A 23,812-nucleotide genomic window follows, 5' to 3' on the forward strand; every position below is an offset into this window, starting at 1 on the left:
GAAGGCGAAGGTCGCCACCGGCGCCGCGGCGTCGGCTCACCATCTGGCATGGCTTGGCGGCTCGCGGGAGAGAGCCGGGCGATCGCTTGAGGTCGCGGCGAGGTCGGCCATGACAAATTCGGTCCCGCTGCTCGCCTCCGATGATCGCGGCCTCTGCTCTCGTGGAGCGGCAAACCAAATCAGTGCTGCTGCCTGCAGCGCGAGGTTCACTCCGAAGGCAACCTGATAGGCGACGACAGGATAGTGCCCATTGGATTGCGGCCATTGGGCCAGCAAGACACCGATCCCGTACTGGGCCAGAAACCCCCACCCGAAATGCACCACGTTCAAGGCCCCGTTGGCGCGGCCAGCCAATTCCTTTGGGTAATAGTCCGAGATGATCGCAAAGCTGAGCACGGTGGCGGCGCCGACGATCGCGATGATCAGCCATGGCGCGATCGCCGGCAATGGCAGCCGCCATACCAGGGCCAGCTGCGCCGCCATGGAGAGCACTGCGATCAAAGCCAGCAAATGCTCTGGACCCAATCCCCTACGTTGTGTCCAGTTGGCCAGCGCACCGAGCATCCACGCACCGACGCTGAGCATCAGGGCGGTCAGACACAGCGCTGTCACGACTTGGGCGCGGGTCATGCCCTCCACGTCGGCCAGCCACGCCGATGCCCATAAGCCCTGGAGCGACCACGCCGATCCGATGCAGGCACCGGATAGCGGCGCGACCCTCCAGAACCGGACGTCGCGAAGAATGCTCCGCAAGCCACCTGCTTCCGACGCGGACGAGCCCTGCGTTTCGCGCTCCGGCACCAGGCAATAGATCAGGATCGCCGCTGCAGCTGTCGCGATCGCCAGAATGTCAAACAGGCCGCGCCATCCGGTCTTCACCAGGATCGCTTCGGCGGGCAGCGTCGCGCTGACTGCACCAAGCGCCCCGAGCATGACCATGTACCCATTGACCAATGCCACCCGCTCGCGCGGAAACCACAGAACAATGGCCTTCAGGCCCGCCGTCAGAGCCGCAGCGACCCCGAGCCCGATCAGAGCGCGTGAGAGGAGCAGCGAGAGCGGCCCCGACGACCTTGCGAAGGCCTCCGCGCCAAAGGCCGCGACGACAAGAAGCGCGCTCTGAACCCGGCGCGGGCCATAGCGGTCGAGCATCATGCCGACCGGGATCTGGGCAGCCGCAAGGACCAGGAAGTAGGCCGCCGTGATCAGACCAAGATCGGCCGCGTTCAACCCGAGCTCTGAGGCAAGACTGGCAGAGACGAGTCCATTGATGGTGCGAAACAGATAGGACAGGAAATAGCCCATTGCGAAGGGCAGAAACACCAGGGCGGCGAGCCGCCAGCCTGCGATCTCGGGATGGCCTTGGTCTCCGGCTTGGGTGCCCTTTCGGCCGAACGCATAGGCCGACAACGAACTGCCGTGATCTGCGTGCTCGCGGGATCGCTCAACGGCTTGATTGAGCCGGGAGGCGAAAGGGATCCTCGCCGCCCTCCCCGGCGGCAGGCACGCCCCAGGACACCTCGGCGATTGGAGGCTCGGCACGGCGAAGTTGAGCCGGAGATGGCTGGCTCACTTGACTGGCTCGCGCAGCGCCGTCGGGCCGCGTCTGTCGCTGCCTTTCCGACAAGTCACGCTGCAGCTGTTGGATCGCGCCAATCCGCATCGCCTGGTCGAAATCACGATCGCCGCCCCTTGCTGCGCCCGTGCTCTCCTGATCCGCCAGCGACGTCAACGCCAGATGGTAGCGTGCATGAAGGGCGACCGTCTCATTGAGGGCCGCGATGTCGCGCTGAATCGTCTGCAGCTGCTGTTCCAGGCCCTGCAGGCGATCTTGCGCCGGCATTGGTCCGTCCAGCGGCTGGGCCAGAAACCGTTCGAGCGCCTTTTCCACGACGATCGTGCGATTCACGCATCTTTCCTCGGCTGCGCCGGCAAGGCGGGTGAGAATCTCGCTGGATAGCTGCAAAGTGAGTTTTTTCTTCATCGTTCGGACCTCATCTGGTCCGTCGATTAGGTCAGCTTGCCTGGCTTGGCACGCGCAAGATTCGAACGTTCGAAGCCTGGCGGGTGGAAAGAAACTCTGGCGTAGATGCCGAGCTCAACCCGCGCGCTGGAACGGTCCCGATCGACGCTTCCTCCGCGTCAGGAGCCGGGCTCGCTCGACGGTGGTCTGACGAAATCCTCCGGGATTTCGCGCAGGAAGCTCTGCCCCTTCTGCAGCCGGCGGCCGAGCGCCTCCACAAAGCCTTCGAAACGCTCGCGTCCCTTGACCTGCGCTGTGGCCTGCGCTTCGGACGGCAGCGGGGGCGTCACCGTCAGCCAGAAGCGAACGAACAACGCGTGCGTCTCGGCAAGGATGCCGACATCACGCTCGAGCCGCTGTATCTGCCGTGACAGCCTGTCGAGCCGGCGTGTCAGCGCCGCCTCGCGCCGATCAGCCGCATCCGGCGACAGGAACGACTGAACCGCCGCCTCGACGATGGCCGAGCGCGAAAGCTTCCTGCGATCGGCGAGCTCTACGATCTGCCGCAGCAGCTCCGGCGGGAAGTAGACATTCATTCGATCCCGCATTGGTTCATCCTCACAAGCCCATGTCGTCGCGCGGGTCGAGCGCGGCCTGACGCGCAATCCCCGTCGTGCTCGCATCGCGTGAGCCGACCAGCTGCGGCGTCCCATCATCGTCATCGAACACGACAGAAAACTCGTCCGCCGGATCTACGCTCGTGGTTTCGCTCGCGATCGCTTCGTGCGGCGGCAGCTCCGGCTCGCGTCGCAAGCCGCCGTTGGCCTGCTCGTCCCTTGTCTCGGTGGGCACCGTCAGCCGGGATCCGGCGAGCACGGGCGTAAGGGGCGCAAGCGATGACCAGTCATCCGCCCCCACAGACGCTCTGGTCCTGGAGATGTCCGGCGGCGGCAGGATGCGCGAGACCAGTCTCTCATCCTCGAAATATCGCACCTTCCTGGCGCGGATCGGTGGTGCGCCGGCGACCATCACGATCTCATCAGCCGCCGGCAGTTGCATCACCTCGCCCGGCGTCAGGAGCGGACGCGGCGTCTCCTGGCGCGACACCATGAGGTGACCCAACCATGGCGCCAGGCGATGCCCGGCATAATTCTTCACGGCCCGCATTTCGGTGGCGGTGCCGAGCGCGTCCGAGACGCGCTTGGCGGTTCGCTCGTCGTTGGTCGCGAAGCTGACGCGGACATGGCAGTTGTCCAGAATGGCATTGTTCTGCCCATAGGCCTTCTCGATCTGATTGAGCGATTGCGCAATCAGGAAGCTCTTGATGCCGTACCCAGCCATGAAGGCGAGAGCGGACTCGAAGAAGTCGAGCCGGCCTAACGCCGGAAACTCGTCCAGCATCATCAGGACGCGATGACGGCTCTGCTTTGCCTTGAGATCCTCGGTCAGACGCCGGCCGATCTGGTTCAGAACCAGACGAATGAGCGGCTTCGTACGTGAGATGTCGGATGGCGGCACGACGAGATACAGCGTCGCGGGCTCCTCCCCTGCAACCAGATCAGCAATGTGCCAATCACATCTCCCCGTGACAGCAGCCACCACCGGATCCCGGTAAAGACCGAGGAATGACATCGCCGTTGAAAGGACGCCCGAGCGCTCATTCTCGGATTTGTTCAGAAGCTCGCGCGCTGTCGATGCCACCACCGGGTGCGGCCCGGCTGCGCCCAGATGATGCGTCGCCATCATCGCCATCAACGTCGCCTCGATCGTGCGCCGGGGGTCGGAGAGGAACGCGGCAACGCCGGCCAAGGTCTTGTCGGGCTCGGCATAGAGAACGTGCAGGATGGCACCGACCAGAAGCGAATGGCTGGTCTTTTCCCAATGATTGCGCTTGTCGAGGGATCCCTCGGGGTCCACCAGCACGTCGGCGACATTCTGGACGTCACGCACCTCGGAGGGCCCTCGCCTGACCTCGAGCAGCGGATTGTAGGCTGAGGCACTCGGGTTGGTCGGGTCGAACAGAAATATGCGGCCGTGCCGCGCGCGGAATCCCGCCGTGAGCTGCCAGTTCTCGCCCTTGATGTCGTGAACGATGGCCGAGCCCGGCCATGTCAGAAGCGAAGGGACCACGAGACCGACGCCCTTGCCCGACCGCGTCGGCGCAAAGCAGAGCACATGCTCGGGTCCGTCATGGCGCAGGTAGCGCGTTCCCAAGCGTCCCAGGACCACGCCATCCGCACCGAGCAGCCCCGCCTTGCGCACCTCGCCCAGCTCGGCCCAGCGCGCGGACCCGTAGGTGGCTGCGGCTTTCGCCTCCCGTGATCGCCAGAGCGACATGCTGATCGCAACCGCGATGGACACGAGGCTGCCACCGACCGCGATAGCCGCACCTTCGGCAAAGATGGAGGGCGCATAGGCATCGTAGATGAACCACCACCAGAAGAACGTCGGTGGGAAGTAGATTGGCCAGCCGGCCAGCATGAACCACGGCATCCCCAATCGCGGTTGGAAGGCGAGTCGCCAGACCGTCCACTCGGTCGCCGCCCAGATCGCGAGCAGGTTGATCAGCAAGACAGTGAGCAATTGGGTCCATTGGATTCGCGTCGCTGGCATGTGGTGTCTCCCGACTGCTAAAGACCGAGATCGCGCTTGCGACCAAGCTGCCATTCGATGCCACCGGCTTTGCCGAGGCCCGTGACCTTCTGACCGAGGCGATGATCGATGTCGCGCGACCACGGGACGAGGTAGAAACCGAGACCATTGTCGATCATGGCGAAGCGGCCGGAGGCCAGGACAAGCCGCTGGCGGTAGATGCCCGCAATCTGTTGGCCGGGGTCGACCTTCAGCTGCGGCGCGCCGTTGGTCGCCGACAGCCGCGCGCCCACGGATTCAAGCTCCTGCCTGCGCAGCGTCTTCAGAAGATCGCGTTGCGGGACGATCTGCTGGCCATGTCTCTGCGCCAGTCCCCGGTCCGCGAGATACTCTGCCCGGCTGCGCAGCGCGCTCCTCACCTCCGCGCCAAATCCGCCGAGGGCCAGGGAGACAGGTTCACGCTCGACCAGCCGATGATCGAGCCAGGTCGCTCCCTCGGCCTTGATCTGATCGACCAGGGCCAGGTCCGAGCGCGTCGCCAGGACCAGGGTCGGCCGCGCCTCGTCCGCAGCGCCAAAGCGCCTGATCTCGACAATGCCGCCAAGCTGAGGCGCCTGCGCAAAGGCCTCGAGCCCGCGGAAGCGAACGTGGTGGGCGCGGCCGTCGATGCCATCGATCACGGCATAGGCTTCGCCGGTCAGCTCGTCGTGGAGTCCACGGTCGACCAACCGCCCCATGATCGATGATGAACCGTTGATCCCATCGATGACGTAGTCCGCAGCGCTCCGCTCCTCACCACGGCGAGCGAACGCCTGATGCATGGTCCTGATGATATCACCACGCGTGCCGAGCTCGCGAAGCTGTCGCTCTGCGCCAAGCTCGACCATCCACTCGTTGGGTCCGGCCGCCGCTGCCAGTCCCAGGCGCTCGAGATATTGCAGGCGCCCTCGCATCAGGCGGTGGACCTCGGGATCTGGACGGCCTGCCACGTGCTGACGGAGATCGATGGCACCCACCTCATCGGACGCCATGCGGATTTCACGATCGAGCCGTGTCCAGCGATCTGCCGTGATCTCTCGTTCGAGGACGTTGCGGATGTCATGCTCCGGCTTCGGACCGAGCTCGAGCGCCACCAGCTCCTCGGCCCGAGAGCGCAGGCCACGGGCGATATAGTCGCGGGCGATGACGAGATCAGCACCGGTCTCATCGACGCCACGGACGAGCAGATGAACGTGCGGATGGTCCGTATTCCAATGATCAACCGCGATCCACTCGAGACGCGTCGACAGATCAGCTTCCATCTGTCGCATCAGATCGCGCGTGAACGCTCTGAGGTCCACCATGTCGGCTGCGTCCTCCGGCGAGACGATGAACCGGAAATGATGCCGGTCGTCGCTGCTCCGCGCCCCAAAGGCGGCCTCGTCGGCGTGATCAGCTCGCGCATCGAACATCCTTGCCGGCTCGCCGTCGCGGGTGACCCCCTCCCGCCTGAGATAGGTCAGATGCATCGCCAGCGGCGCCGACCGAAACGCGTGGCCCTTGTGCCTTGCGATGCGGGCCTTCACCGTCACGCGGCGGCCCAAGGCAAAGAGGCGCTCGCGACTGAAGCCGAGACGGCCGCGGCCGAAGGTCGAATGGGTGCGGGCCGGCCGGCGTCCGTCGATCACCGAGGGCAGTGTGACGTGCCCCGCGGCGTTCGCCGCGCGCAGGACGCGATTGATGAAGCTCCTGGCCTTCCTCTCACGCGCCTGGCGTATGCGCCCCGGACGGATGCGGAATTCGCGCTCTCTGGTGCTCATGCGCGGCATCCCGCGGCAAGGATTGAGGCTATAGTGCCGAAAGCAGCATTGATGTTGTTGAGAAAGAGCATCAGCGCGACACGCGCTCCGACCGGACGGCACGGTTGAACGCGAGGCATGTCAATGGCTTGCTGATCAACAGGCGAGCCGCTTTTATCTTGCGATCGACCGTCGGCAGCTTGCGGCTGGCTTTGGACCCTCGCCTCGGCTCTTGGTTTCACGCCCCGCACCGGCGTGCCGGAAACAACAGCGAAGCAGCGGCGGCCGTGAGGACTGCGACGGACAATCATCATCGAGGCCGACGCATCGCACCGCACGACAACGTCACGAGGAATTCCGCTGCGGTCGGCTTTGTCATTCAAAGCCTCTCGTGCCGACCTCAATGACGACCGTTTCCGATCGCAGCGGCTGCTCATCAAAGTCGGCATGACGTTCGCAGGTCGTGCGCAGAACGCGTGCATCATCACGGCTGCCTCGTCCACACGGGAATGGCACGCCCGATGACGTCCGATGTCGCCGTCGGACCGAAATAGCGTCCATCCAGCGAACTATCCGATTGCCTGTTCATCAGAAAGAGCTCGTCCCCGCCGATGATGCGGCAGCCACACCAATCCGGCAGCGGCCGGCCCCGTCTGTCGCTCTCTTGCGCGATGCCGACTTCGACTCCATCGATCAGGATGACATGCTCGCGACGACAAACGGCCTGGCCTGGAAGAGCAAGAATGCGCTTCAGCATCGGTACGCCCCTGGGCAGGTAGCCTTCATCCGCAAGCCATCCGGCCAACACGCCGTGGGGCAGGACAACGACGATCTCGTTGGTGACCCATTGCCGGACCGGCCGAACCAGATAGAGGCCGATCGGAACGCTGCCGGAGACATTCCAGATGAGCAGCGGACGCAACCTTGGTCGCCCGACCTCCGTCACGAGCCAAACCCCGGCGAGCATCGCGACGCCAATGGCAAGCCCTTTCGTCATGGCATGATCGTCCTTCGATGCAGCCAGGCCCGATGGCGCAGATCCGTGTAGGGACGCGGCGGTTGTCCGGCGGCCATGCGGTTCTGAACGTGCCACCAATGATCCGGTGCGACATCCGCCGGATCGATGCCGAGCGCCTCGATCGCGTCGATCTGCTTCAGCACCCGCTCGACCTTCGGCCAGCCAAACACCTGCAACAGGATCGCTGCTCCCGGAGCGACGAAGGGCACGGTCGCACAGGCTTCTCCGGGGCCAACGGCCTGCAGAACGTTGATCCGCGACAGAACCGTGCCGTAGTCGTTCGACGACCAGCGCACGAAGGCAAAGACGCTTCCCGGCGTGAACGCGACCTCCCGGCGATAACGGTCGAGGCGAAGCTCCCGCACGGTTCGACCGAAGCGTATGCGGTTTTCGATCTTTCCCTGCAGCCATAGCAATTGGACACGCGTCAGCTCGCTCATTGGCAAACTCTGAGGTTGACGAAATCTGGACGGCTCTGCGGGCCGGGAATGAGGAACCCGGAGGCGTGTTGAGCGGTCTCCGCTGTCGACAGCAGGAGAAGCCAGCGTGCACCGGCGCCCCAAAGCGCGGGCCCGTTAGACAAAATCCGAAGGATTTTGCAGTTAGGTAAGTTAGAAGGCGGAAAGGACGCGCCAGAGCAAAGGCTTAGGGTCGACTTCGGTCCCCGATGGCACGATGATCCGGTCCTCGATGGCACGCGTCCTCCGGTCCCCGATAGCACGAGACAATTCACAGCTTGTCCCCTACGGAGCTCGAGGGGCGATGCCTGGCGAAACGCCTCGCGACCGGGTCAGTAACGGCGGCTGCGAAGTTCAGCCGTTCGGTGCCGTTTGGATCGCGGGTGAGGACCAGCTCGTAGCCCGGCAGGCGCTGGCGGCGGACGATTTCGCGAAGGTCGTAGGCGAAATGCTTCAGCGGCGAGAGGCTGCCGGACTTGGCATGCAGATAGCCGAGATCGAAGCTCCAACCGCCATCCTGATGACCGCCATGCTTGCGCACGAGCCGATAAAGCCAGCGCTCCAGCCCGCCTGTCAGCGCGAAATAAGCCCGATCGATCGTCAGCACGAGCGCATCGTCAATGACGCCCGAATAGAACCAGTCCGGCAGGATCAGCTGCAATCCGGACGGCCTGCCATGGGCATCCGCCGTCTCTTTCCACTCGTTGATCCAGGAGAAGCGGTGCCGCCGCCGCTCAGCCGGCTGACGAATCGAGGTGAGCACGGTCGTCGACTGCAGCCGATCGAGTCCAGCCTTCAGACGGTCGTAGTCACGCACGCCGGTGCCGCGACCGACAAACGTCAGGATCTCATACGGCGTGGCGGCCATCAGGCGCGACGTCTTCAGTCCGGCGTCGCGAGCCTCTACGATCTGTGACGCCGCCCAGATCAGAACATCCGCATCCCAGATCGTCGCCATGCCATGTTCGGCGACGGCCTCGACCCGAATGGCGACAGGCCCCGCGCGGAAGTCGATCGGCACGACTCGCTTGCTCTTGGCCAGTGAGAAGAACGGATAGGCCATCAGATCCTGCGCATCGCGCGGCGCCAGATCGCCAGGCAGCGCGCGAAACAGATCGAGCTGATCGCGCTCGGATTTGCGCAAACCTCTCACGTTCAAGCCCGCCCAGCCCGCGACGCGCGACGCTCCTGCCCTGCATAGGGAATGAGACCTGGATGTCGCTTCGCCGGCAGAACGGTGCCCTGGCCAGGATCAGCCGTCGACGTCTTGGTACCGCGATCGGCCCAGGCTTTCAGATCGTCGAGCGCGTACACGACGCGGCCGCCGATCTTGCGATATAAGGGGCCGGTGCCGTAGGTGCGGTGCTTTTCCAGGGTGCGGCCGGACAGTCCAAGGTAACGCGCAGCTTCGGGTGTACGAAGAAAGCGCGGCGGGGGACCGGCTATCTGATCGGGCATCGAGCATCCTCCGGGACAGGTTCGCGCCCTCACGGGTCGTTCGGCGCGTCGACGGACATGATCGACGCGCAGGGGAGCGAGGGGGGATGCCGGAGATCGAGGGGCACGATTTCGGCACCCCCTCGCCTCAAGGAAGCGACTCGTCTTTGCCGCCGCGGGCACAGCCTCAGTGACAGCCCCTATCGGCCACGAGCCATCTTTTCACCGGTGACCGGTGCGGCTGGGCATAGGAGGCCGATCGGTGGCATGCTGAATGCCGCGCTCAAGGGCAGTTCCGAAAATTCTTTGTTAGCGATCGCCCGCCCGCTGCCATTGGGCGAACTCGCAGACCACCGGCAGGATCAAGTGCGAGCGGCAGCCAGATGACGCCTCAGGCGCGGCCCAGGAACGCTCCGCGTGCGGCTTCCGCCCTGATCTCTTGTCCACGCCCTCAGTCGCCTGGAGAACGATCTGAGTGACGGCCAAGACCGTGGATCGCGGCGCATGCCGCAAGGCGGCTTCGAAGCTGGCTAAAGCTGCGCCGCATGTTCGATCGCTTCTACCGCAACTTGAGTTCGGTTGCCTGATCTCGCAAGCCCGCTCAATCCATGCTCGCGACGGACCGCGGCTCGTTTCCAAGCCATGCGGGCCTGCCGTAGTCTCAGGAGCTCAGAGCTACGTCTGATCCGATCCGCGTAGCAAATGATGATAACCCTTCTCAGACATCCACCTCGCCCGCGCCAGATGGCTATCGAAGGCGCGGCGGGCACGCTGGGGTTCGTTGACCGGATCGATGTGCAAGACGAGGCGGGCAACCTCCTCCCAGTCCGCGCCCTCGGATGCTGCATCCAGAAGGCGGAGATAGGTCACAGCATGTTCTTCATCATAGGCTGTCAGAACGGAATCAGTCGGCGCGAGGTCGGCGACAGCGGGATCGAGCGGCGGAATGGGCATTGGTCAGAACCTGTTCGGAGCGAACACAACCTGTCGACCTGAAAAAGCCGCACGGACCCCGTCGAGATCCGGGCCCGAGACCGCTTTCCAAACGTCTTCAGCTGTCGCTCCCGCGTGAGAGAAAGGCGTCCGTGTTGAAATGCCGGCAAAGCCGGAGCTGTTTGAGAAGACAATTCGACGCGTCTTTGCCGCCACCATGAAGCGCTTGCGTCTAATTCAAGGCGTTTTGCTGCAAGCGCTCGCTCACGCTTGGCTCGTAGCCTGCATTCGTGTAGCCGACGCAGGTCCAGATTTCATCCCGAGAATAGTACTCACGGCCGATGGTGCCAAAGCGCGCGTGACGCTCGCGTCGAATTCCCACGCCACAGAGGACGGGCGATCGGTATCTGAGAACCGCAAGCCCAAGTGCGAGTTCCGTGAGCGGCAGAATGGCCGGGATCTCTCGCCGCCGGGCAGGAATGCACACCGCCGTGCAATCCAAGCTCTCGATCGAGCTCCAGACCAAGTGCTGCCATTCAGGTTCCCGAACCGCCCGGCCCAGAGATTGAGGACGGCGATGTAGTTGCACCCAAGGCATAGCGGCTTTCCTTTCAGCCACCGGACTGGAATCAATGCGCCATGCCCATACTCACCCGTCGCCGCGATCCGCGCTCGCCAAACGAGACCTAGCGCATATGCTTCGGCGAAGCCGAGGCAGGAACGATCGCGGAGCGGCCAGAAGCCCCTCCGGTTCGCCCGTCTGGCAGGGTTCTGCGGCTTCTATCCAGGCAGTCATCCAGGCGAGCAACAACTCGGCCGCGCCGGCACCTATGAGCAGGCGCGCGACGCGTTCCAGGCCGCATGGAACGTCTTCCTATCGAATCGGTCACAACAAGAATTTCGACGAATGGCGCCAGCACCAGGCCTTCGTCGCCTGGAAGGATCAGATGTGGGAGGCCGGATGTCCTCTGCCCACCCAGACCAAGTCAGGCCGCTCGCGCTGCTTCTGCGGCGCGATGATTGACCTGAAGACAAGTCCCGAGCACATCTCCACTCATCAGATGCCAGCCGCGAGACCGCCTATTCCGGGATCATCATGATGATGAGCGATCTCTTGTCTGATTGCGAAATTCGGTGCAACCCTATCGGGATCCATTTTCCACCGATGAGTCTATATGCATACGTTGATCGAGCACTACCGATGCCGATTGATTGGCTTGGATCTGGCTCACGTGTGGCGCGGCTACGGCTCGGCGATCTTTCTCGAGTTCGGCGAACTCCGGGAGCGGACACATAGAAACGGCGAACCACGTAGCCCAGGCGGCGAGTTTGGCGTCATGATCCAGTGGAGTTGGAGGATTGAACGGGACAACTCTATCCTGTGCGGAAGTTCGAACGACGACTCCCTTTGGGAACCGATCTTCTTCGGCCTCAAGAATGCCAAGGCAATCGAACTTCAGCTGTTTGGACAGCTTGCTGAGATAGCGATCGGTCTTTCAAATGGGCATAGAATCGTTTCCTTCATGACCGCCGACGGAGATCCGCAATGGACGCTATTTGATCGGAGCTCTAAACCAGATCGCTGGCTCTGTGTCCGCGATGGGAAGGTACTGGAAGAAAGATCGACCTGACGCCCGCAAGGCCCGCTCTTGTCTACGAGGTCGGCTTGCGTGCCGTTCCCTGGCGATGGTTCGATGTCGAGCAGGCATTTACATGCTTGTCGATCAGAATGGTGAGCGTGAACGTCGCACTACTCAGGCAGCCCTACGGCCCGCAATGCAGCGCCAAGAACGTCCGCTAGCTCTGGTGCACAGTTCACGCCGGAAAACTGGCGGCTGTAGCGAAAGGTCGGATGAAGTTCGAGCACTCGCGCAGCAGCGACCCTCGCCTGCTCTAGTTGACCGAGTTTGACGAGCGCAGCAGCCAACTGCACATAGGTGATGCTGTGTGCTGGATTGGCCTGAACGGATTTGTAGGCAGCGCGACAGGCCTCCTGGTGGCGGCCCCGCAATAGATAACTCATCGCCTGCGCATCGAAGGCGGCGAAAGCCCATGGATCGAACGGACTAAGCCGCATGCCCTGCTCGCTCCACTCGATGGCCCGCTCTGCCTCTCCGCTCCATCCGAGAATCACGCTACCGAGAATGTAGGTCAGCGCCGATGACGGACTGATGGCAAGCGCGGCTTCGAAGGCGGCGAAAGCAGCGCCTCGATCATGCCCATCCATGCCGATCGAAAATCCTGCAAGCGTCAGCGCTGTCGCATCATCCTGACCGTGGAGGATCGCGGAACGAGCATGGCGTATCGAGGCGGCACGGTTTGTTTCTTGCAGGCCGGCACGTAGGAAGAGGCAATGGTAGCATTGCCGCGTTACCGTATGCCAGTGCGTACGCAGGATCGAGTTCGATTGCACGTTCGAGCGGCACGAGCGCACGCGTCACCCGCTCGGGCATCCCGGAATCGACGTCCAACTGGGCCCGCAATACGAGGTCATAGGCATCGAGGCTCTCGGGACGCTTGCGCTTCACTCGATCAATTTCGGCACGCCGCACACTCGGTGCGATCGCCCCAACAACCGACAGCGCGATCTCGTCTTGCAGCGCGAAAATATCGATGAAGCGGCGGTCGTAGCGCTCGGACCACAGATGCGCGCCGGTCGATGCGTCGATCATCTGAGCGGTCACGCGCAAGCTGCCGCCGGCCCTCCGCACGCTGCCTTCGAGCACATAGCGCACGCCGAGCTCGCGCCCAACCCGCTCGATGTCGACTGCTTGCCCCCGATAGGTGAAGCTTGAATTACGAGCGACCACGAACAGCGATTTGATGCGCGACAAACCGCTGATGATGTCGTCGACCATGCCATCTGCGAAATATCCCTGTTCGGGGTCGCCGCTCAGGTTCGAAAATGGAAGCACGGCCACGGATGCCTTCTCGGGCGGCACGAGCGCCGGACCTATCTGCCCACCGCGCGGGTCGCTGCGTGTGACCGCGGGACCGATATAGCGATAGCCACGGCGCGGTAGCGTTTCGATCCAGCTCTCGGCGTCCGCCGCCTCGGCCAACACCCGGCGTAGGGCCGCGATCTGAACCGTGAGGTTGTTGTCGGCAACCGCTCGTCCGCCCCAGCCGGCTTCGATCAGCGCATCCTTGGACACAGGCGCGCCCGCCAGGTCGAGCAGCAGCCGCAGCAGCGCGACGGAGCGCTGCCCGAGCATGATCGGCTCGCTTCCATACGAGAGGATGCCAGCCTCCGGATCGAGGCGGAACGGACCGAATTTGTAGACGTCGTCGCTCACTGCCATGCGAAGCTTTTAGCAAATTTTTGGCAGCTGTTTCACGACTCCGGGGCAGACCCGGCAGATTGTCGCGGCGGTTGCCGGCGCAAGGGCGCGGCCCGCGGAGGGAGCACAAATGAGCGCGAAACCAGTCATCCGCATGGTCGGCGAGACCAAGGGCGTCATGTTGCGTGGCCATCCGATGGTATTCCTCGTCACCGGCGAGGATACAAAACACACGAGCATGTTTGACTGGACAATCCCGGCGGGGTTCGCCACCGGGCTGCATGTTCACCGAGTGCAGGAGGAGACCTTCTACTTGCTTGAAGGTGAATGCGAGTGGCATGCCGGTGAAAATACCATCCGTGCAACGCCGGGAACCTATCTGTTCATCCCTCCGGGCGTACCGCACAATATCACCAATGTGAGCGACAAACCGGCCCGGGTGCTGATGACCGTCTCTCCGCCTGGTCACGAGCGCTATTTCGAAGAGCTTGCGAAGCTCACTGCTCAGGGCGCCCCCGATCCGAAGGCGCTTTCCGAGCTGCGAGACCGCTACGACACCGACCAGTTTTCGACGCTGACAACACGAACATAAACCTGGTCCTGCGGCACAATGGCCGCTTGTGCCTCGATACGGACCCGCACGGTATGGCCAGGGCGTCCGACTCCCGGATTTCAAGCGCAATTGAGTGGTGCGAGAGCAGGAAGGTCGCTCTGCCCCATCGCGGAATTGAGGACCGGAAGCTGGGTGCTATGAGCAGACCCAGCCGAATGACTACTAGCAGCTTCGCTCAGAGGTTCCGCGTTCCTAGCGAGGCTCATCGTTTTTTCTCCGCATTTGTCTCCGACAGGCTCTGAAGGATAGCGCAGCGGTTCGATCCGTGTTGTCTCAGGCCTGTTCGTCTTCGGATTGATTGTCGCCCTCATCGAGCCTTTTCATGCTTTCAAGAATCTTCAGCAGATAGTGCAGAGCGTGCACCGTATCGTTGACGGAAAAATCCGCCAGCACGTGATCGTAATAGGTATGAATCTTCGGCAGCGCGAGCGTCTGCCAGACATGGCGCCCGGTCTCCGTCATCGTGACGAGCCTTGATCTACGGTCGCGCTCGTCCTGAGCGATTGTCACGTGTCCGTCGCGCTCCATGCGGCCGACGAGTCCCGCGAGGTTCTGTCGGCTGACCATGAGGTACTCGGCAAGGTCGCCGATGCTCATCCCGCTCTGCGCCTTGGGGCGGGACAGCGCGCCCAGCACGGCCCATTGCTGGGTCGTCAGCCCCTCCTCCTGCACGGCCCTCGACCCCGTTTTATGCAACATATTAGCGCATTGATAGAGTCTAAAAAACAATCGGTTAGCCAGCTGAATCTTGGTGTCTCGAGATCTGTCGCCTGAAAGCACAGGGTTTTCCATCATCGCTCCACTTGCATCCCGGGTCATCGCATGCTATTTAAGACAATATGTTGCATAAATAGTCGCTGCTCAAGCGAAGATCGCTCAAAAAGGCGACTCCGGCAATTTCGACAGGGAGGATGCGAGGATGGCACGTTTCGACGGCAGGACGGTCATCGTGACCGGCGGCGGCGGTGGAATCGGGGGCGCGACATGCCGCCGGTTTGCGGCCGAAGGCGCAAAGGTCGCCGTGTTCGATCTCAACCCGGAAGCCGCCGAAACGGTCGCGGCCAGCATTCGCGGCGCTGGACAGACCGCCGAGGCCTTTCGCTGCGACATCACCGACCGCGCGAGCGTCGATGCCGCGCTCGCTGCCGCCGAGGCAAAGCTCGGCCCGATCGATGTCCTCGTCAACAATGCAGGCTGGGATATCTTCAAGCCGTTCACCAAGACCGAGCCGAAGGACTGGGAGCGCCTGATCGCGATCAATCTGACCGGCGCTCTGCACATGCACCACGCCGTCCTGCCCGGCATGGCGGCCCGCCGGTCCGGCCGGATCGTGAATATTGCATCGGACGCTGCGCGCGTCGGCTCGTCGGGCGAGGCGGTCTATGCCGCGTGCAAGGGCGGGCTCGTCGCGTTTTCCAAGACGATCGCGCGCGAGCACTCCCGCCACAACATCACGGTGAACGTGGTGTGCCCGGGACCGACGGATACGGCTCTGTTCGCCGACTACAAGCAGGGCGCAGGCAATCCGGAGAAGCTGGTCGAGGCCTTCACGCGCTCGATCCCGCTCGGCCGCATTGGCCAGCCGGATGATCTTCCCGGCGCCATTCTTTTCTTCGCCAGCGATGACGCTGCATTCGTGACCGGACAGGTGCTCAGCGTGTCGGGCGGACTGACAATGAACGGCTGAACAGGAAAAGACGGGAGGAATACCATGCAGTTTCAGGATCTGATCTATGAGGTCCGCAACGGCGTCGCCTGGATCATCATCAACCGTCCGGACAAGATGAACGCCTTTCGCGGCACGACCTGCGACGAGCTCATCAAGGCCATGTACAGGGCGGGCTATGACAAGAATGTCGGCTGCATTGTGCTCGCCGGCGCCGGCGATCGCGCCTTCTGCACCGGCGGCGACCAGTCGGCGCATGACGGCAACTACGACGGACGCGGCACCATCGGCCTGCCGATGGAGGAGCTGCACACGGCCATTCGTGACGTCCCCAAGCCCGTCATCGCCCGCGTGCAGGGCTTTGCGATCGGCGGCGGCAATGTGCTGGCGACGATCTGCGACATGACGATCTGCTCGGAGAAAGCCGTCTTCGGCCAGGTCGGTCCCAAGATGGGCTCGGTCGATCCGGGCTACGGCACCGCCTTCCTCGCCCGCGTCGTCGGCGAGAAGAAGGCGCGAGAGATCTGGTACATGTGCCGGCGCTATTCCGGCAAGGAAGCCGAGGCGATGGGCCTTGCAAACCTCTGCGTGCCGCACGACGAGTTGGACCGGACGGTGCAGGCCTGGGGCGAGGAGCTCTGTGAACGCAGCCCGACCGCTATCGCCATCGCCAAGCGCTCCTTCAACATGGACACCGCCCACCAGGCCGGCATCGCCGGCATGGGGATGTATGCCCTGAAGCTCTATTACGACACCGAAGAGTCCCGCGAAGGCGTAAAGGCGCTCACCGAGAAGCGGAAGCCGGAATTCCGGAAGTTCGTGAAGTAGCAGCACAGGCGGCATCGCTGCTGGCGATGCCGTGCCGTCTGCCCTTCGGAGACGTCTCCGAGGGGCAGCCATGCGAACGTGACCAGATCCGGGAGGACGTGCCGATGAATCCGTATCTCGACGAAGACCTCGTTGCGCTTGGCGACCAGGCGCGCCGCTTCGCGACAGACAGGCTGGTTCCGGGATTTCAGGAGCGCGACCGCACCCGCGTTCTCGATCGCGGCCTGATGAAGGAGATGGGCACGATGGGTTTCATCGCCCCCGAACTGCCCGAGCAATATGGCGGCCTCGGCATGGCGACCCTCGCGGCCGGCGTCATCCACGAGGAGATTGCCCGCGCCGACCTCTCGATGTCCTACATCAATCTGTTGGCCTCGCTGAACGGACAGATCCTGTCACAGCATGGCAAGCCAGAGATCGTGACACCCTGGCTCACGCGCCTCATGGCCGGCGAGGCCCTGTTCGCGATTGCGCTCACCGAGCCGCGCGGCGGATCCGACGCGGCCAATCTGCGGCTGCGGATCGAGCGCGATGGTGACGACTACATCGTCAATGGCGAGAAGACCTCGATCTCGGCTGCGGACCAGGCCGATGCGGCCGTCGTATTCGGACGGACCGGCACGGTCGAAGCCGGCGCACATGGCATCACCGCGTTGCTGATCCCGCTCGACCTGCCCGGAATCACGCGCTCGCGGTTCGACTGTCATGGCCAGCGCGCCATCGGACGCGGGTCGCTGTTCTTCGAGAACGTGCGTGTACCCGGCGCGCATCGCCTCGGCGACGAGAACAAAGGCTTCGTGCAGGTCATGCAGGGGTTCGACTTCTCGCGCGCGCTGATCGGGCTGCAGGTGCTGGCGGTGGCGCGCGCGGCGCTCGACGAAACCTGGCAGTATGTCGCGCAGCGGCAGGCGTTCGGCAAGACCTTGTCGGCCTTCCAAGGCGTCTCGCATCCCCTGGCCGATTTCGATACGCAGGTCGAGGCTGCACGACTGCTCTGCCTGCAAGCGTTGTGGCTGAAGGACAAGGGCCTCCCCCACAGCGCCGAGGCGGCGATGTGCAAATGGTGGGCGCCGAAACTCGCCTACGACGTGATCCATCAATGCCTGCTGATGCACGGCCATGGCGGCTACGACCGTGGCGTGATGGAGCAGCGGTTGCGCGACGTCCTCGGCTTCCAGATCGGTGACGGCACGGCGCAGATCATGAAAACGATCATCGCACGCGCGCGCGCGGGACGCTCGGCCGTGCCTGCCTGACATCAAACAACGAACGAACGGGAGGGGAAGCCATGGAATTCGACGCCGTCTTGCTCGGGCCGCGCCGCGCGGCCAGCATTGCCAATGGCCACTGGCACGACCGAACCATCAACGACGATCTTGACGCCTGTCTGGCGACGTGCCCGGACAAGATCGCTTTGACCGCAGTCCGCCTCGACACCGACACCGTGCGTCGCTTCACCTATCGCGAGATGGCAGCGCTGGCGGACCGGATGGCGATCGGGTTGTCGCGCCTCGGCGTCGGTCGCAACGACGTCGTTGCCATGCAGCTCCCCAACTGGTGGCAGTTCACGCTGCTCTACCTCGCCTGCAGCCGGATCGGCGCCGTCATCAACCCGCTGATGCCGATCTTCCGGGAGCGCGAGCTCTCCTTCATGCTTCGGCACGGCGAAGCCAAGGTGATGATCGTCCCTAAGACGTTCCGCAACTTCGACCATGAGGCGATGCTGAGGGGGCTCATGCCCGAGCTTCCGTCGCTTGCGCGGCTCGTCGTCATCGGTGGCGGCGGCGCCGACGATTTCGACGCGTTGCTGACGGTGCCGGAATGGGAGACGGCGGTGGATGCGAACGCCATCCTCGGCTCGGCCCGGCCCGGCCCGGACGACATCACGCAGCTCATCTATACGTCGGGAACGACGGGCGAGCCGAAAGGCGTGATGCACAGCGCGAACACGCTGATGGCCAACATCATTCCCTATGCCCAGCGCCTGAAGCTCGGCGCCGACGACGTGGTCCTGATGGCCTCCCCGATGGCCCATCAGACCGGCTTCATGTACGGCCTGATGATGCCGATCATGCTGAAGGCCAGCGCCGTCCTGCAGGATGTCTGGGAGCCGAACCGGGCGGTGGACCTGATCCGCGCCGAGAAGGCGACCTTCACGATGGCATCCACGCCGTTCCTGACGGATCTGACCCGCACCGTGACCGAGACCGGCAAGCCGGTGCCCTCTCTCAGGAGCTTCCTGTGCGCGGGGGCGCCGATCCCAGGTCCGCTGGCCGAGCAGGCCCAGGCGGGCCTCGGCGCCAAGATCGTCTCGGCCTGGGGCATGACGGAGAATGGCGCGGTCACGCTGATCAACCTGGATGACGACGACAAGCTCGCCTCGACCACCGATGGCTGCCCTCTCCCCGGCGTCGAGCTGAAGGTGGTGGACGCCGACGGCAAGCCGCTGCCGCCGCGACAGTCCGGCAAGCTCCTCGTGCGAGCCTGCTCGAACTTCGGCGGCTACCTCAAGCGGCCGCAGTGGAACGGCACCGACGCCGAAGGCTGGTTCGATACCGGAGACCTGGCCTACATCACGCCCGCCGGCTACATCCGGATCAGCGGACGCTCGAAGGACGTCATCATTCGTGGCGGAGAAAACATTCCCGTCGTCGAGCTCGAGGCGCTGCTCTACAAACATCCCGCAGTCGCACAGGTCGCGATCGTAGCCTATCCCGACGAGCGCCTCGGCGAGCGCGCATGCGCCGTCATCGTACCCAAGGCCGGACAGACCATCGACTTCTCCGGGATGGTCGAATTTCTCAAATCGCACAAGCTCGCGATCCAGTACATTCCAGAGAAGCTCATCGTGCGCGACGCGATGCCGTCGACGCCGTCGGGCAAGATCCAGAAATTCAGGCTGCGCGACATGCTGAAGGCCGGCGAGCTCTAGGCTCGCTCACGCGCCCCGCGCGTCCCGGCTGCACTTCTCGAATCTGTCAATCGAAACGCGCCGGCGGCGCGATGGAGAACGCGCGTGCAAGACGAAGTCATACTAATCGAACGCAACGGACGTGTCGGACTCGTCACGCTCAACCGTCCGAAGGTGATGAATGCGCTGAACGACGAGCTGATGGACAGGCTCGGCGCAGCGTTGCTGGATCTCGACGCCGATAACGCGATAGGCGCCATCGTGATCGCGGGGTCGGCAACGGCATTCGCAGCTGGCGCCGACATCGCAGCAATGGCGGACTGGGGCTACAGCGACGTCTACAATTCCAACTTCATCACGCGCAACTGGGAAACCATTCGCCGGGTGCGCAAGCCCGTCATTGCCGCCGTCGCCGGGCTGGCGCTCGGCGGCGGATGTGAGCTCGCGCTGGCCTGCGACATCATCGTCGCGGGCCGCAGCGCCAAATTCGGGCTGCCGGAGATCAAGCTCGGTCTCCTGCCCGGCGCGGGCGGCACGCAACGGCTTCCTCGCGCCATCGGCAAGGCGAAGGCCATGGACATGTGCCTGTCGGCCCGCACCCTCGACGCCGACGAAGCCGATCGCTACGGCCTGGTCGCCCGCGTCGTCGACGACGAACGGCTTCGCGAGGAGACCATGCGGCTCGCGTCGACCATCGCCTCGTTCTCCGCGCCAGCGCTGATGGCGCTCAAGGAATGCGTGAACCGCGCCTTCGAGCAGCCGCTGAGCGAAGGGACGCTCTTCGAACGTCGCGAGCTCCACGCCCGCTTTGCAACTGCGGATGCGCGCGAAGGCATGAAGGCTTTCCTGGACAAGCGCAAGCCCGTCTTCGTCCACCGCTAGCTTTGGGCCATGTGATCCCTTCCATTCCATTCGACAGGAGCGCTCGATGTCCATGACGGCCCGCCAGATCTTCCAGTGGGACGATCCTCTTTCCCTCGACGGGCAGATCACCGATGAGGAGCGCGCCGTCCGCGACACCGCGCATGCCTATTGCCAGGAGCAGCTGCTGCCGCAGGTGCTGGACGCCTTCCGCCATGAGACGACCGACCCCCGTCTTTTCAGAAGCATGGGCGAGCTCGGGCTGCTCGGACCGACGACCCCATCGCAGTATGGCGGCGCGGGCCTGAACTACGTCTGCTACGGGCTGATTGCGCGCGAGGTCGAGCGGGTCGATTCAGGCTATCGGTCAATGATGAGCGTTCAATCCTCGCTGGTCATGGTTCCGATCTGCGAGTTCGGCACCGAGGCGACCCGGCAAAAATATCTTCCCAAGCTCGCGTCCGGTGAATGGATCGGCTGCTTCGGCCTGACCGAGCCGAACCACGGCTCCGATCCGGGCGGCATGATCACGCGGGCCCGCAAGGTGGCCGGTGGCTACAGCCTGTCCGGCGCGAAGATGTGGATCACCAATAGTCCGATCGCCGACGTGTTCGTGGTCTGGGCAAAGGACGATGACGGCGCCATTCGCGGCTTCGTTCTGGAGAAGGGCTGGAAGGGCCTCAGCGCGCCGGCCATTCACGGCAAGGTCGGGCTGCGCACCTCGATTACCGGCGAGATCGTGCTCGATGACGTCTTCTGTCCCGAGGAGAACGCCTTTCCCGAGGTGCGCGGTCTCAAGGGACCGTTCACCTGTCTCAACAGCGCGCGCTACGGCATCGCCTGGGGAGCGCTCGGCGCTGCCGAGGACTGCTATCTGCGCGCCCGGCAATATGTGATGGACCGCAAGCAATTCGGCCGCGCGATCGCGGCGAACCAGCTGGTCCAGAAGAAGCTCACGGACATGCTGACGGAGATCACCATCGGGCTCCAGGGCTGCCTGCGACTCGGCCGCCTCAAGGACGAGGGGGCCGCTCCCGTAGAGATCACGTCGATCATGAAGCGCAATTCCTGCGGCAAGGCGCTCGAGATCGCCAGGACCGCACGCGACATGATGGGGGGCAACGGCATCAGCGACGAGTTCGGTGTCGCCCGCCATCTCGTCAATCTCGAGGTCGTCAATACCTACGAGGGAACGCACGACATTCACGCGCTTATCGTCGGGCGCGCGATCACGGGCATCGCTGCATTCAACTGAACGCCTCCGAGGCGCTGGCCCCAGTCAGATCAACCAACAACCAAATTCCAGGAGGAAACCTATGAACACTGTTCTAAAGGCAAGTGCCGTACTGCTCGCTCTCGTGCTCGGCGCTTCGGGCGCAGTCGCCCAGACACCGGTCAAGATCGGCGTGCTCAGCGATATGTCGGGGCCCTATTCCGATTTCAGCGGCCCAGGGTCTCTGGAGGCAGCCAAGCTGGCGATCGAGGACTTCAACGCGGGCTCGAAGAAACTGTCCGTCGAGCTTGTCTCGGGCGATGCGCAGAACAAGACCGACATCGCCGGCGCGATCGCTCGCCGCTGGATCGATGCCGAAAGCGTCGACATGATCATCGACATCCCGACCTCCGGCATCGCCCTCGGGCTTGCGGGCCTCGTGAAGGACAGAAACAAGGTCCTGATCGCAACCACGGCGGGCACCTCCGAGCTGACCGGAAAATCCTGCACGCCGAACACGCTGCACTGGACGTGGGATACATGGTCCAATTCCCACGGCACGGCCGAGGCCATCGTCAGGAACGGCGGCAAGAGGTGGTACTTTCTCACGGCCGATTACACCTTCGGCACGACCATGGAGAAGGAAGCTGGAGACGTCGTCAAAGCCAATGGCGGCGCGGTTCTTGGCTCCGTCCGGCACCCGCTCGACGCGATGGATTTCTCGTCCTTCCTGATGCAGGCCCAGGCTTCGAAAGCGGAGATCATCGGCCTCGCCAATGGCGGCACCGATACGATCAACGCGATCAAGACGGCCGGCGAGTTCGGCATCGTCGCCGGCGGGCAGAAGCTGGTCGGCCTGGTGCTCTTCATCAACGACATCCATGCGCTCGGCCTGAAGGCGGCCAACGGGCTCATGCTGACCACCGCCTATTACTGGGATCTGAACGACAAGACACGGACCTTCGCTGAGCGGTTCGCCAAGCGCAACAACGGCAAGGTGCCCTCGATGAGTCAGGCCGGCACCTATTCGGCCACGCTGGCCTATCTGCGGGCCGTCGAGACGGTCGGCCATTCCAAGGACGGCGCAGCCGTCGTTGCGGCGATGCGCGACGCCGGCACCTTTGACGATCCACTGTTTGGCAGGACCGCCGTGCGCGCCGACGGCCGGGTCGTTCACGACATGTATCTGGTCGAGGTGAAGAAGCCAGAGGAATCGAAAAAGCCGTTCGACTACTACAAGGTGGTTGCCACGATCCCGGCCGATCGCGCATTTCGCCCTCCGGCCGACGGCAACTGCCCGTTGGCGCAATAACGTCTCGGTTGCTTCCCGACGTCAGACCAGCGAGGAGCAATCCGCGCAGCCGGAACGGCCAGCCGACTGCGATGCGCCCCGCCCAGCAGATCCGGACGGGGCGCGATCGGTTCACTCGGCGGTCTTGCGCGGCCGCGACCACAGGAGCGTGTAACCCTCGCCGCCCTCGTCGTCGAACAGGTTGGCGTAGATCGGGGCGTTGAAGGAGGGGTCGTCGAGCTTGAGCGAGAGATAGTCGCGTCCCTCCTCGGAGCGACGTGCCCAGGCGGCGCCGATCTCGACACGCCCGGCGTAGACGCGGTGGCTGGGCGCATTCTCGCTGGAGCGGTTGGCCTCGGGGACGATGCGCACGCCCTTGGCCTTGAGGCTCAGGGTGATGATCTCGCCCTGGAAATCGTCGCCGACCTTCTTGAAGGAACCGATGGAAGCCATTTTGTCTCTCCTTGGCTGTTTCGGGCCACGACCACCGCGGCCTCGATGGCGCATCTCGGACGAAAGGCGAGCGACGGCGCACCCGAAGGGCTGAAGCGGCAGCGGAGGACGGCGCCGGCCAACTTTCTTGTCCCGCGAGGAATGGGCTTCAGCCCAGGGGAAGAAAGTTGGCCGGCGGCGTTGCGCTCAGGCGATCGAGGCGCAGCCGGCCTTCGGCCAGATCAAGCCATCACGAGGCAAGGTGCGTCGCAGTCTGATCAGCTCACGGGAGAGACATGGTACATTGAGGCTGCACAAGAGATCGGGATGATCAGGCGTAAGATCGGAAGCCACGGAGAAGAAAAGCGAGTGCTGATGTGTGCCCCTGGCTGCCAGACGTCCGTCACGCCCGGCGAAAGGCCAGGGACAGTCGAGATCCGAAAGGGGGTCCAGCCGTCTCAAGCCGGGTCGCGACTATCTCTCCGATGGAGCTCGACGCCCCGTCGTTCAGCGCTAGCGATCCAATTAAGCTGCTCG

The 23,812-nt window shown here is 63.7% G+C and carries 21 protein-coding genes and 1 pseudogene; 9 read left to right on the forward strand and 13 right to left on the reverse strand.

The genetic code is table 11. The features are described 5' to 3' along the window. Positions 1 to 36: 36 nt before the first annotated feature. The 10 genes from QW845_RS10110 to QW845_RS10155 form a co-directional block, all read right to left on the reverse strand. Entirely contained in the window at positions 37 to 1,410 is a 1,374-nt protein-coding gene (locus QW845_RS10110) for an MFS transporter (RefSeq protein WP_315801453.1), read from the reverse strand. A gap of 34 nt (positions 1,411 to 1,444) precedes the next feature. Continuing rightward, entirely contained in the window at positions 1,445 to 1,984 is a 540-nt protein-coding gene (locus tag QW845_RS10115) for a hypothetical protein (protein ID WP_315801454.1), read from the reverse strand. 158 nt (positions 1,985 to 2,142) lie between these two features. Then, positions 2,143 to 2,571: a CopG family transcriptional regulator gene (locus tag QW845_RS10120; protein WP_315801455.1), complete on the reverse strand. Its 429-nt coding sequence runs from the start codon at positions 2,569 to 2,571 to the stop codon at positions 2,143 to 2,145. A 10-nt stretch (positions 2,572 to 2,581) separates the two neighbouring features. Beyond that, on the reverse strand, positions 2,582 to 4,576 hold the full coding sequence (locus QW845_RS10125) for a conjugal transfer protein TraG (protein WP_315801756.1): 1,995 nt from the start codon (positions 4,574 to 4,576) through the stop codon (positions 2,582 to 2,584). Between the two features lie 17 nt (positions 4,577 to 4,593). Beyond that, a complete protein-coding gene (locus QW845_RS10130; protein WP_315801456.1) occupies positions 4,594 to 6,354 on the reverse strand; it encodes a relaxase/mobilization nuclease domain-containing protein in 1,761 nt (586 codons plus the stop codon). A gap of 463 nt (positions 6,355 to 6,817) precedes the next feature. Continuing rightward, positions 6,818 to 7,330: a S26 family signal peptidase gene (locus QW845_RS10135; protein ID WP_315801457.1), complete on the reverse strand. Its 513-nt coding sequence runs from the start codon at positions 7,328 to 7,330 to the stop codon at positions 6,818 to 6,820. Continuing rightward, positions 7,327 to 7,791: a DUF2840 domain-containing protein gene (locus QW845_RS10140; RefSeq protein ID WP_315801458.1), complete on the reverse strand. Its 465-nt coding sequence runs from the start codon at positions 7,789 to 7,791 to the stop codon at positions 7,327 to 7,329. Before QW845_RS10140 ends, QW845_RS10135 begins: the two co-directional genes overlap by 4 nt. A gap of 289 nt (positions 7,792 to 8,080) precedes the next feature. Then, complete coding sequence (locus QW845_RS10145; RefSeq protein WP_315801459.1) at positions 8,081 to 8,962, reverse strand: replication initiator protein A; 882 nt, start codon at positions 8,960 to 8,962, stop codon at positions 8,081 to 8,083. 2 nt (positions 8,963 to 8,964) lie between these two features. Continuing rightward, positions 8,965 to 9,267: a helix-turn-helix transcriptional regulator gene (locus QW845_RS10150; protein WP_015664043.1), complete on the reverse strand. Its 303-nt coding sequence runs from the start codon at positions 9,265 to 9,267 to the stop codon at positions 8,965 to 8,967. A 654-nt stretch (positions 9,268 to 9,921) separates the two neighbouring features. Further along, positions 9,922 to 10,200, reverse strand: coding sequence for a DNA -binding domain-containing protein (locus QW845_RS10155; protein WP_172111451.1), 279 nt, complete (start codon positions 10,198 to 10,200; stop codon positions 9,922 to 9,924). Positions 10,201 to 11,354: 1,154 nt separating this feature from the next. On the opposite strand from QW845_RS10155, the gene QW845_RS10160 reads away from it, so the two are divergent. Continuing rightward, positions 11,355 to 11,810 carry a hypothetical protein gene (locus QW845_RS10160; RefSeq protein ID WP_315801460.1) on the forward strand — a complete coding sequence of 152 codons (456 nt, stop codon included), beginning with the start codon at positions 11,355 to 11,357 and terminating at the stop codon, positions 11,808 to 11,810. Between the two features lie 119 nt (positions 11,811 to 11,929). Here QW845_RS10160 and QW845_RS10165 read toward each other — a convergent pair. Continuing rightward, a pseudogene (locus QW845_RS10165) lies at positions 11,930 to 13,481 on the reverse strand (winged helix-turn-helix domain-containing tetratricopeptide repeat protein). Between the two features lie 109 nt (positions 13,482 to 13,590). Between QW845_RS10165 and QW845_RS10170 the strand changes: the two are divergent. Continuing rightward, positions 13,591 to 14,052: a cupin domain-containing protein gene (locus QW845_RS10170; RefSeq protein WP_315801461.1), complete on the forward strand. Its 462-nt coding sequence runs from the start codon at positions 13,591 to 13,593 to the stop codon at positions 14,050 to 14,052. 294 nt (positions 14,053 to 14,346) lie between these two features. On the opposite strand, the gene QW845_RS10175 is transcribed toward QW845_RS10170, so the two are convergent. After that, positions 14,347 to 14,868, reverse strand: a complete 522-nt coding sequence (locus QW845_RS10175; protein ID WP_315801757.1) for a MarR family transcriptional regulator — start codon at positions 14,866 to 14,868, stop codon at positions 14,347 to 14,349. Between the two features lie 124 nt (positions 14,869 to 14,992). On the opposite strand from QW845_RS10175, the gene badH reads away from it, so the two are divergent. The 7 genes from badH (at position 14,993) to QW845_RS10210 (ending at position 22,864) form a co-directional block, all read left to right on the forward strand. Then, the gene (gene badH, locus QW845_RS10180) at positions 14,993 to 15,760 is read left to right on the forward strand and encodes a 2-hydroxycyclohexanecarboxyl-CoA dehydrogenase (protein WP_315801462.1); all 768 of its coding nucleotides are present in this window, start codon (positions 14,993 to 14,995) and stop codon (positions 15,758 to 15,760) included. 24 nt (positions 15,761 to 15,784) lie between these two features. Then, positions 15,785 to 16,567, forward strand: coding sequence for a 2-ketocyclohexanecarboxyl-CoA hydrolase (badI, locus tag QW845_RS10185; RefSeq protein ID WP_315801463.1), 783 nt, complete (start codon positions 15,785 to 15,787; stop codon positions 16,565 to 16,567). A 104-nt stretch (positions 16,568 to 16,671) separates the two neighbouring features. Beyond that, entirely contained in the window at positions 16,672 to 17,823 is a 1,152-nt protein-coding gene (aliB, locus tag QW845_RS10190; RefSeq protein ID WP_315801464.1) for a cyclohexanecarboxyl-CoA dehydrogenase, read from the forward strand. Positions 17,824 to 17,855: 32 nt separating this feature from the next. Then, the gene (aliA, locus tag QW845_RS10195; protein ID WP_315801465.1) at positions 17,856 to 19,499 is read left to right on the forward strand and encodes a cyclohexanecarboxylate-CoA ligase; all 1,644 of its coding nucleotides are present in this window, start codon (positions 17,856 to 17,858) and stop codon (positions 19,497 to 19,499) included. An 84-nt stretch (positions 19,500 to 19,583) separates the two neighbouring features. Then, entirely contained in the window at positions 19,584 to 20,360 is a 777-nt protein-coding gene (locus QW845_RS10200; RefSeq protein WP_315801466.1) for an enoyl-CoA hydratase, read from the forward strand. A gap of 52 nt (positions 20,361 to 20,412) precedes the next feature. Beyond that, the gene (locus QW845_RS10205; protein WP_409997900.1) at positions 20,413 to 21,594 is read left to right on the forward strand and encodes an acyl-CoA dehydrogenase; all 1,182 of its coding nucleotides are present in this window, start codon (positions 20,413 to 20,415) and stop codon (positions 21,592 to 21,594) included. 61 nt (positions 21,595 to 21,655) lie between these two features. Then, the gene (locus QW845_RS10210) at positions 21,656 to 22,864 is read left to right on the forward strand and encodes an ABC transporter substrate-binding protein (protein WP_315801468.1); all 1,209 of its coding nucleotides are present in this window, start codon (positions 21,656 to 21,658) and stop codon (positions 22,862 to 22,864) included. Between the two features lie 111 nt (positions 22,865 to 22,975). Here QW845_RS10210 and QW845_RS10215 read toward each other — a convergent pair whose 3' ends face one another. After that, positions 22,976 to 23,296 (reverse strand): DUF736 domain-containing protein, encoded by a 321-nt coding sequence (locus QW845_RS10215; protein ID WP_006611602.1) that lies wholly within the window; start codon positions 23,294 to 23,296, stop codon positions 22,976 to 22,978. Positions 23,297 to 23,812 lie beyond the last annotated feature (516 nt).

The organism is Bradyrhizobium sp. SZCCHNS3002 (genome assembly GCF_032377435.1).
In the GTDB taxonomy this organism is placed as follows: Bacteria; Pseudomonadota; Alphaproteobacteria; order Rhizobiales; family Xanthobacteraceae; genus Bradyrhizobium.

Coding starts and splice junctions, on each gene's coding strand:
- QW845_RS10125 (WP_315801756.1), bottom strand. CDS start 4,576: ATGCCAGCGACGCGAATCCAATGGACCCAATTGCTCACTGTCTTGCTG.
- QW845_RS10130 (WP_315801456.1), bottom strand. CDS start 6,354: ATGAGCACCAGAGAGCGCGAATTCCGCATCCGTCCGGGGCGCATACGC.
- QW845_RS10205 (WP_409997900.1), top strand. CDS start 20,413: ATGACGGCCCGCCAGATCTTCCAGTGGGACGATCCTCTTTCCCTCGAC.
- QW845_RS10135 (WP_315801457.1), bottom strand. CDS start 7,330: ATGACGAAAGGGCTTGCCATTGGCGTCGCGATGCTCGCCGGGGTTTGG.
- QW845_RS10150 (WP_015664043.1), bottom strand. CDS start 9,267: ATGCCCGATCAGATAGCCGGTCCCCCGCCGCGCTTTCTTCGTACACCC.
- badI (WP_315801463.1), top strand. CDS start 15,785: ATGCAGTTTCAGGATCTGATCTATGAGGTCCGCAACGGCGTCGCCTGG.
- QW845_RS10115 (WP_315801454.1), bottom strand. CDS start 1,984: ATGAAGAAAAAACTCACTTTGCAGCTATCCAGCGAGATTCTCACCCGC.
- QW845_RS10120 (WP_315801455.1), bottom strand. CDS start 2,571: ATGCGGGATCGAATGAATGTCTACTTCCCGCCGGAGCTGCTGCGGCAG.
- QW845_RS10170 (WP_315801461.1), top strand. CDS start 13,591: ATGAGCGCGAAACCAGTCATCCGCATGGTCGGCGAGACCAAGGGCGTC.
- QW845_RS10175 (WP_315801757.1), bottom strand. CDS start 14,868: ATGATGGAAAACCCTGTGCTTTCAGGCGACAGATCTCGAGACACCAAG.
- aliB (WP_315801464.1), top strand. CDS start 16,672: ATGAATCCGTATCTCGACGAAGACCTCGTTGCGCTTGGCGACCAGGCG.
- QW845_RS10210 (WP_315801468.1), top strand. CDS start 21,656: ATGAACACTGTTCTAAAGGCAAGTGCCGTACTGCTCGCTCTCGTGCTC.
- aliA (WP_315801465.1), top strand. CDS start 17,856: ATGGAATTCGACGCCGTCTTGCTCGGGCCGCGCCGCGCGGCCAGCATT.
- QW845_RS10160 (WP_315801460.1), top strand. CDS start 11,355: ATGCATACGTTGATCGAGCACTACCGATGCCGATTGATTGGCTTGGAT.
- QW845_RS10140 (WP_315801458.1), bottom strand. CDS start 7,791: ATGAGCGAGCTGACGCGTGTCCAATTGCTATGGCTGCAGGGAAAGATC.
- badH (WP_315801462.1), top strand. CDS start 14,993: ATGGCACGTTTCGACGGCAGGACGGTCATCGTGACCGGCGGCGGCGGT.
- QW845_RS10155 (WP_172111451.1), bottom strand. CDS start 10,200: ATGCCCATTCCGCCGCTCGATCCCGCTGTCGCCGACCTCGCGCCGACT.
- QW845_RS10215 (WP_006611602.1), bottom strand. CDS start 23,296: ATGGCTTCCATCGGTTCCTTCAAGAAGGTCGGCGACGATTTCCAGGGC.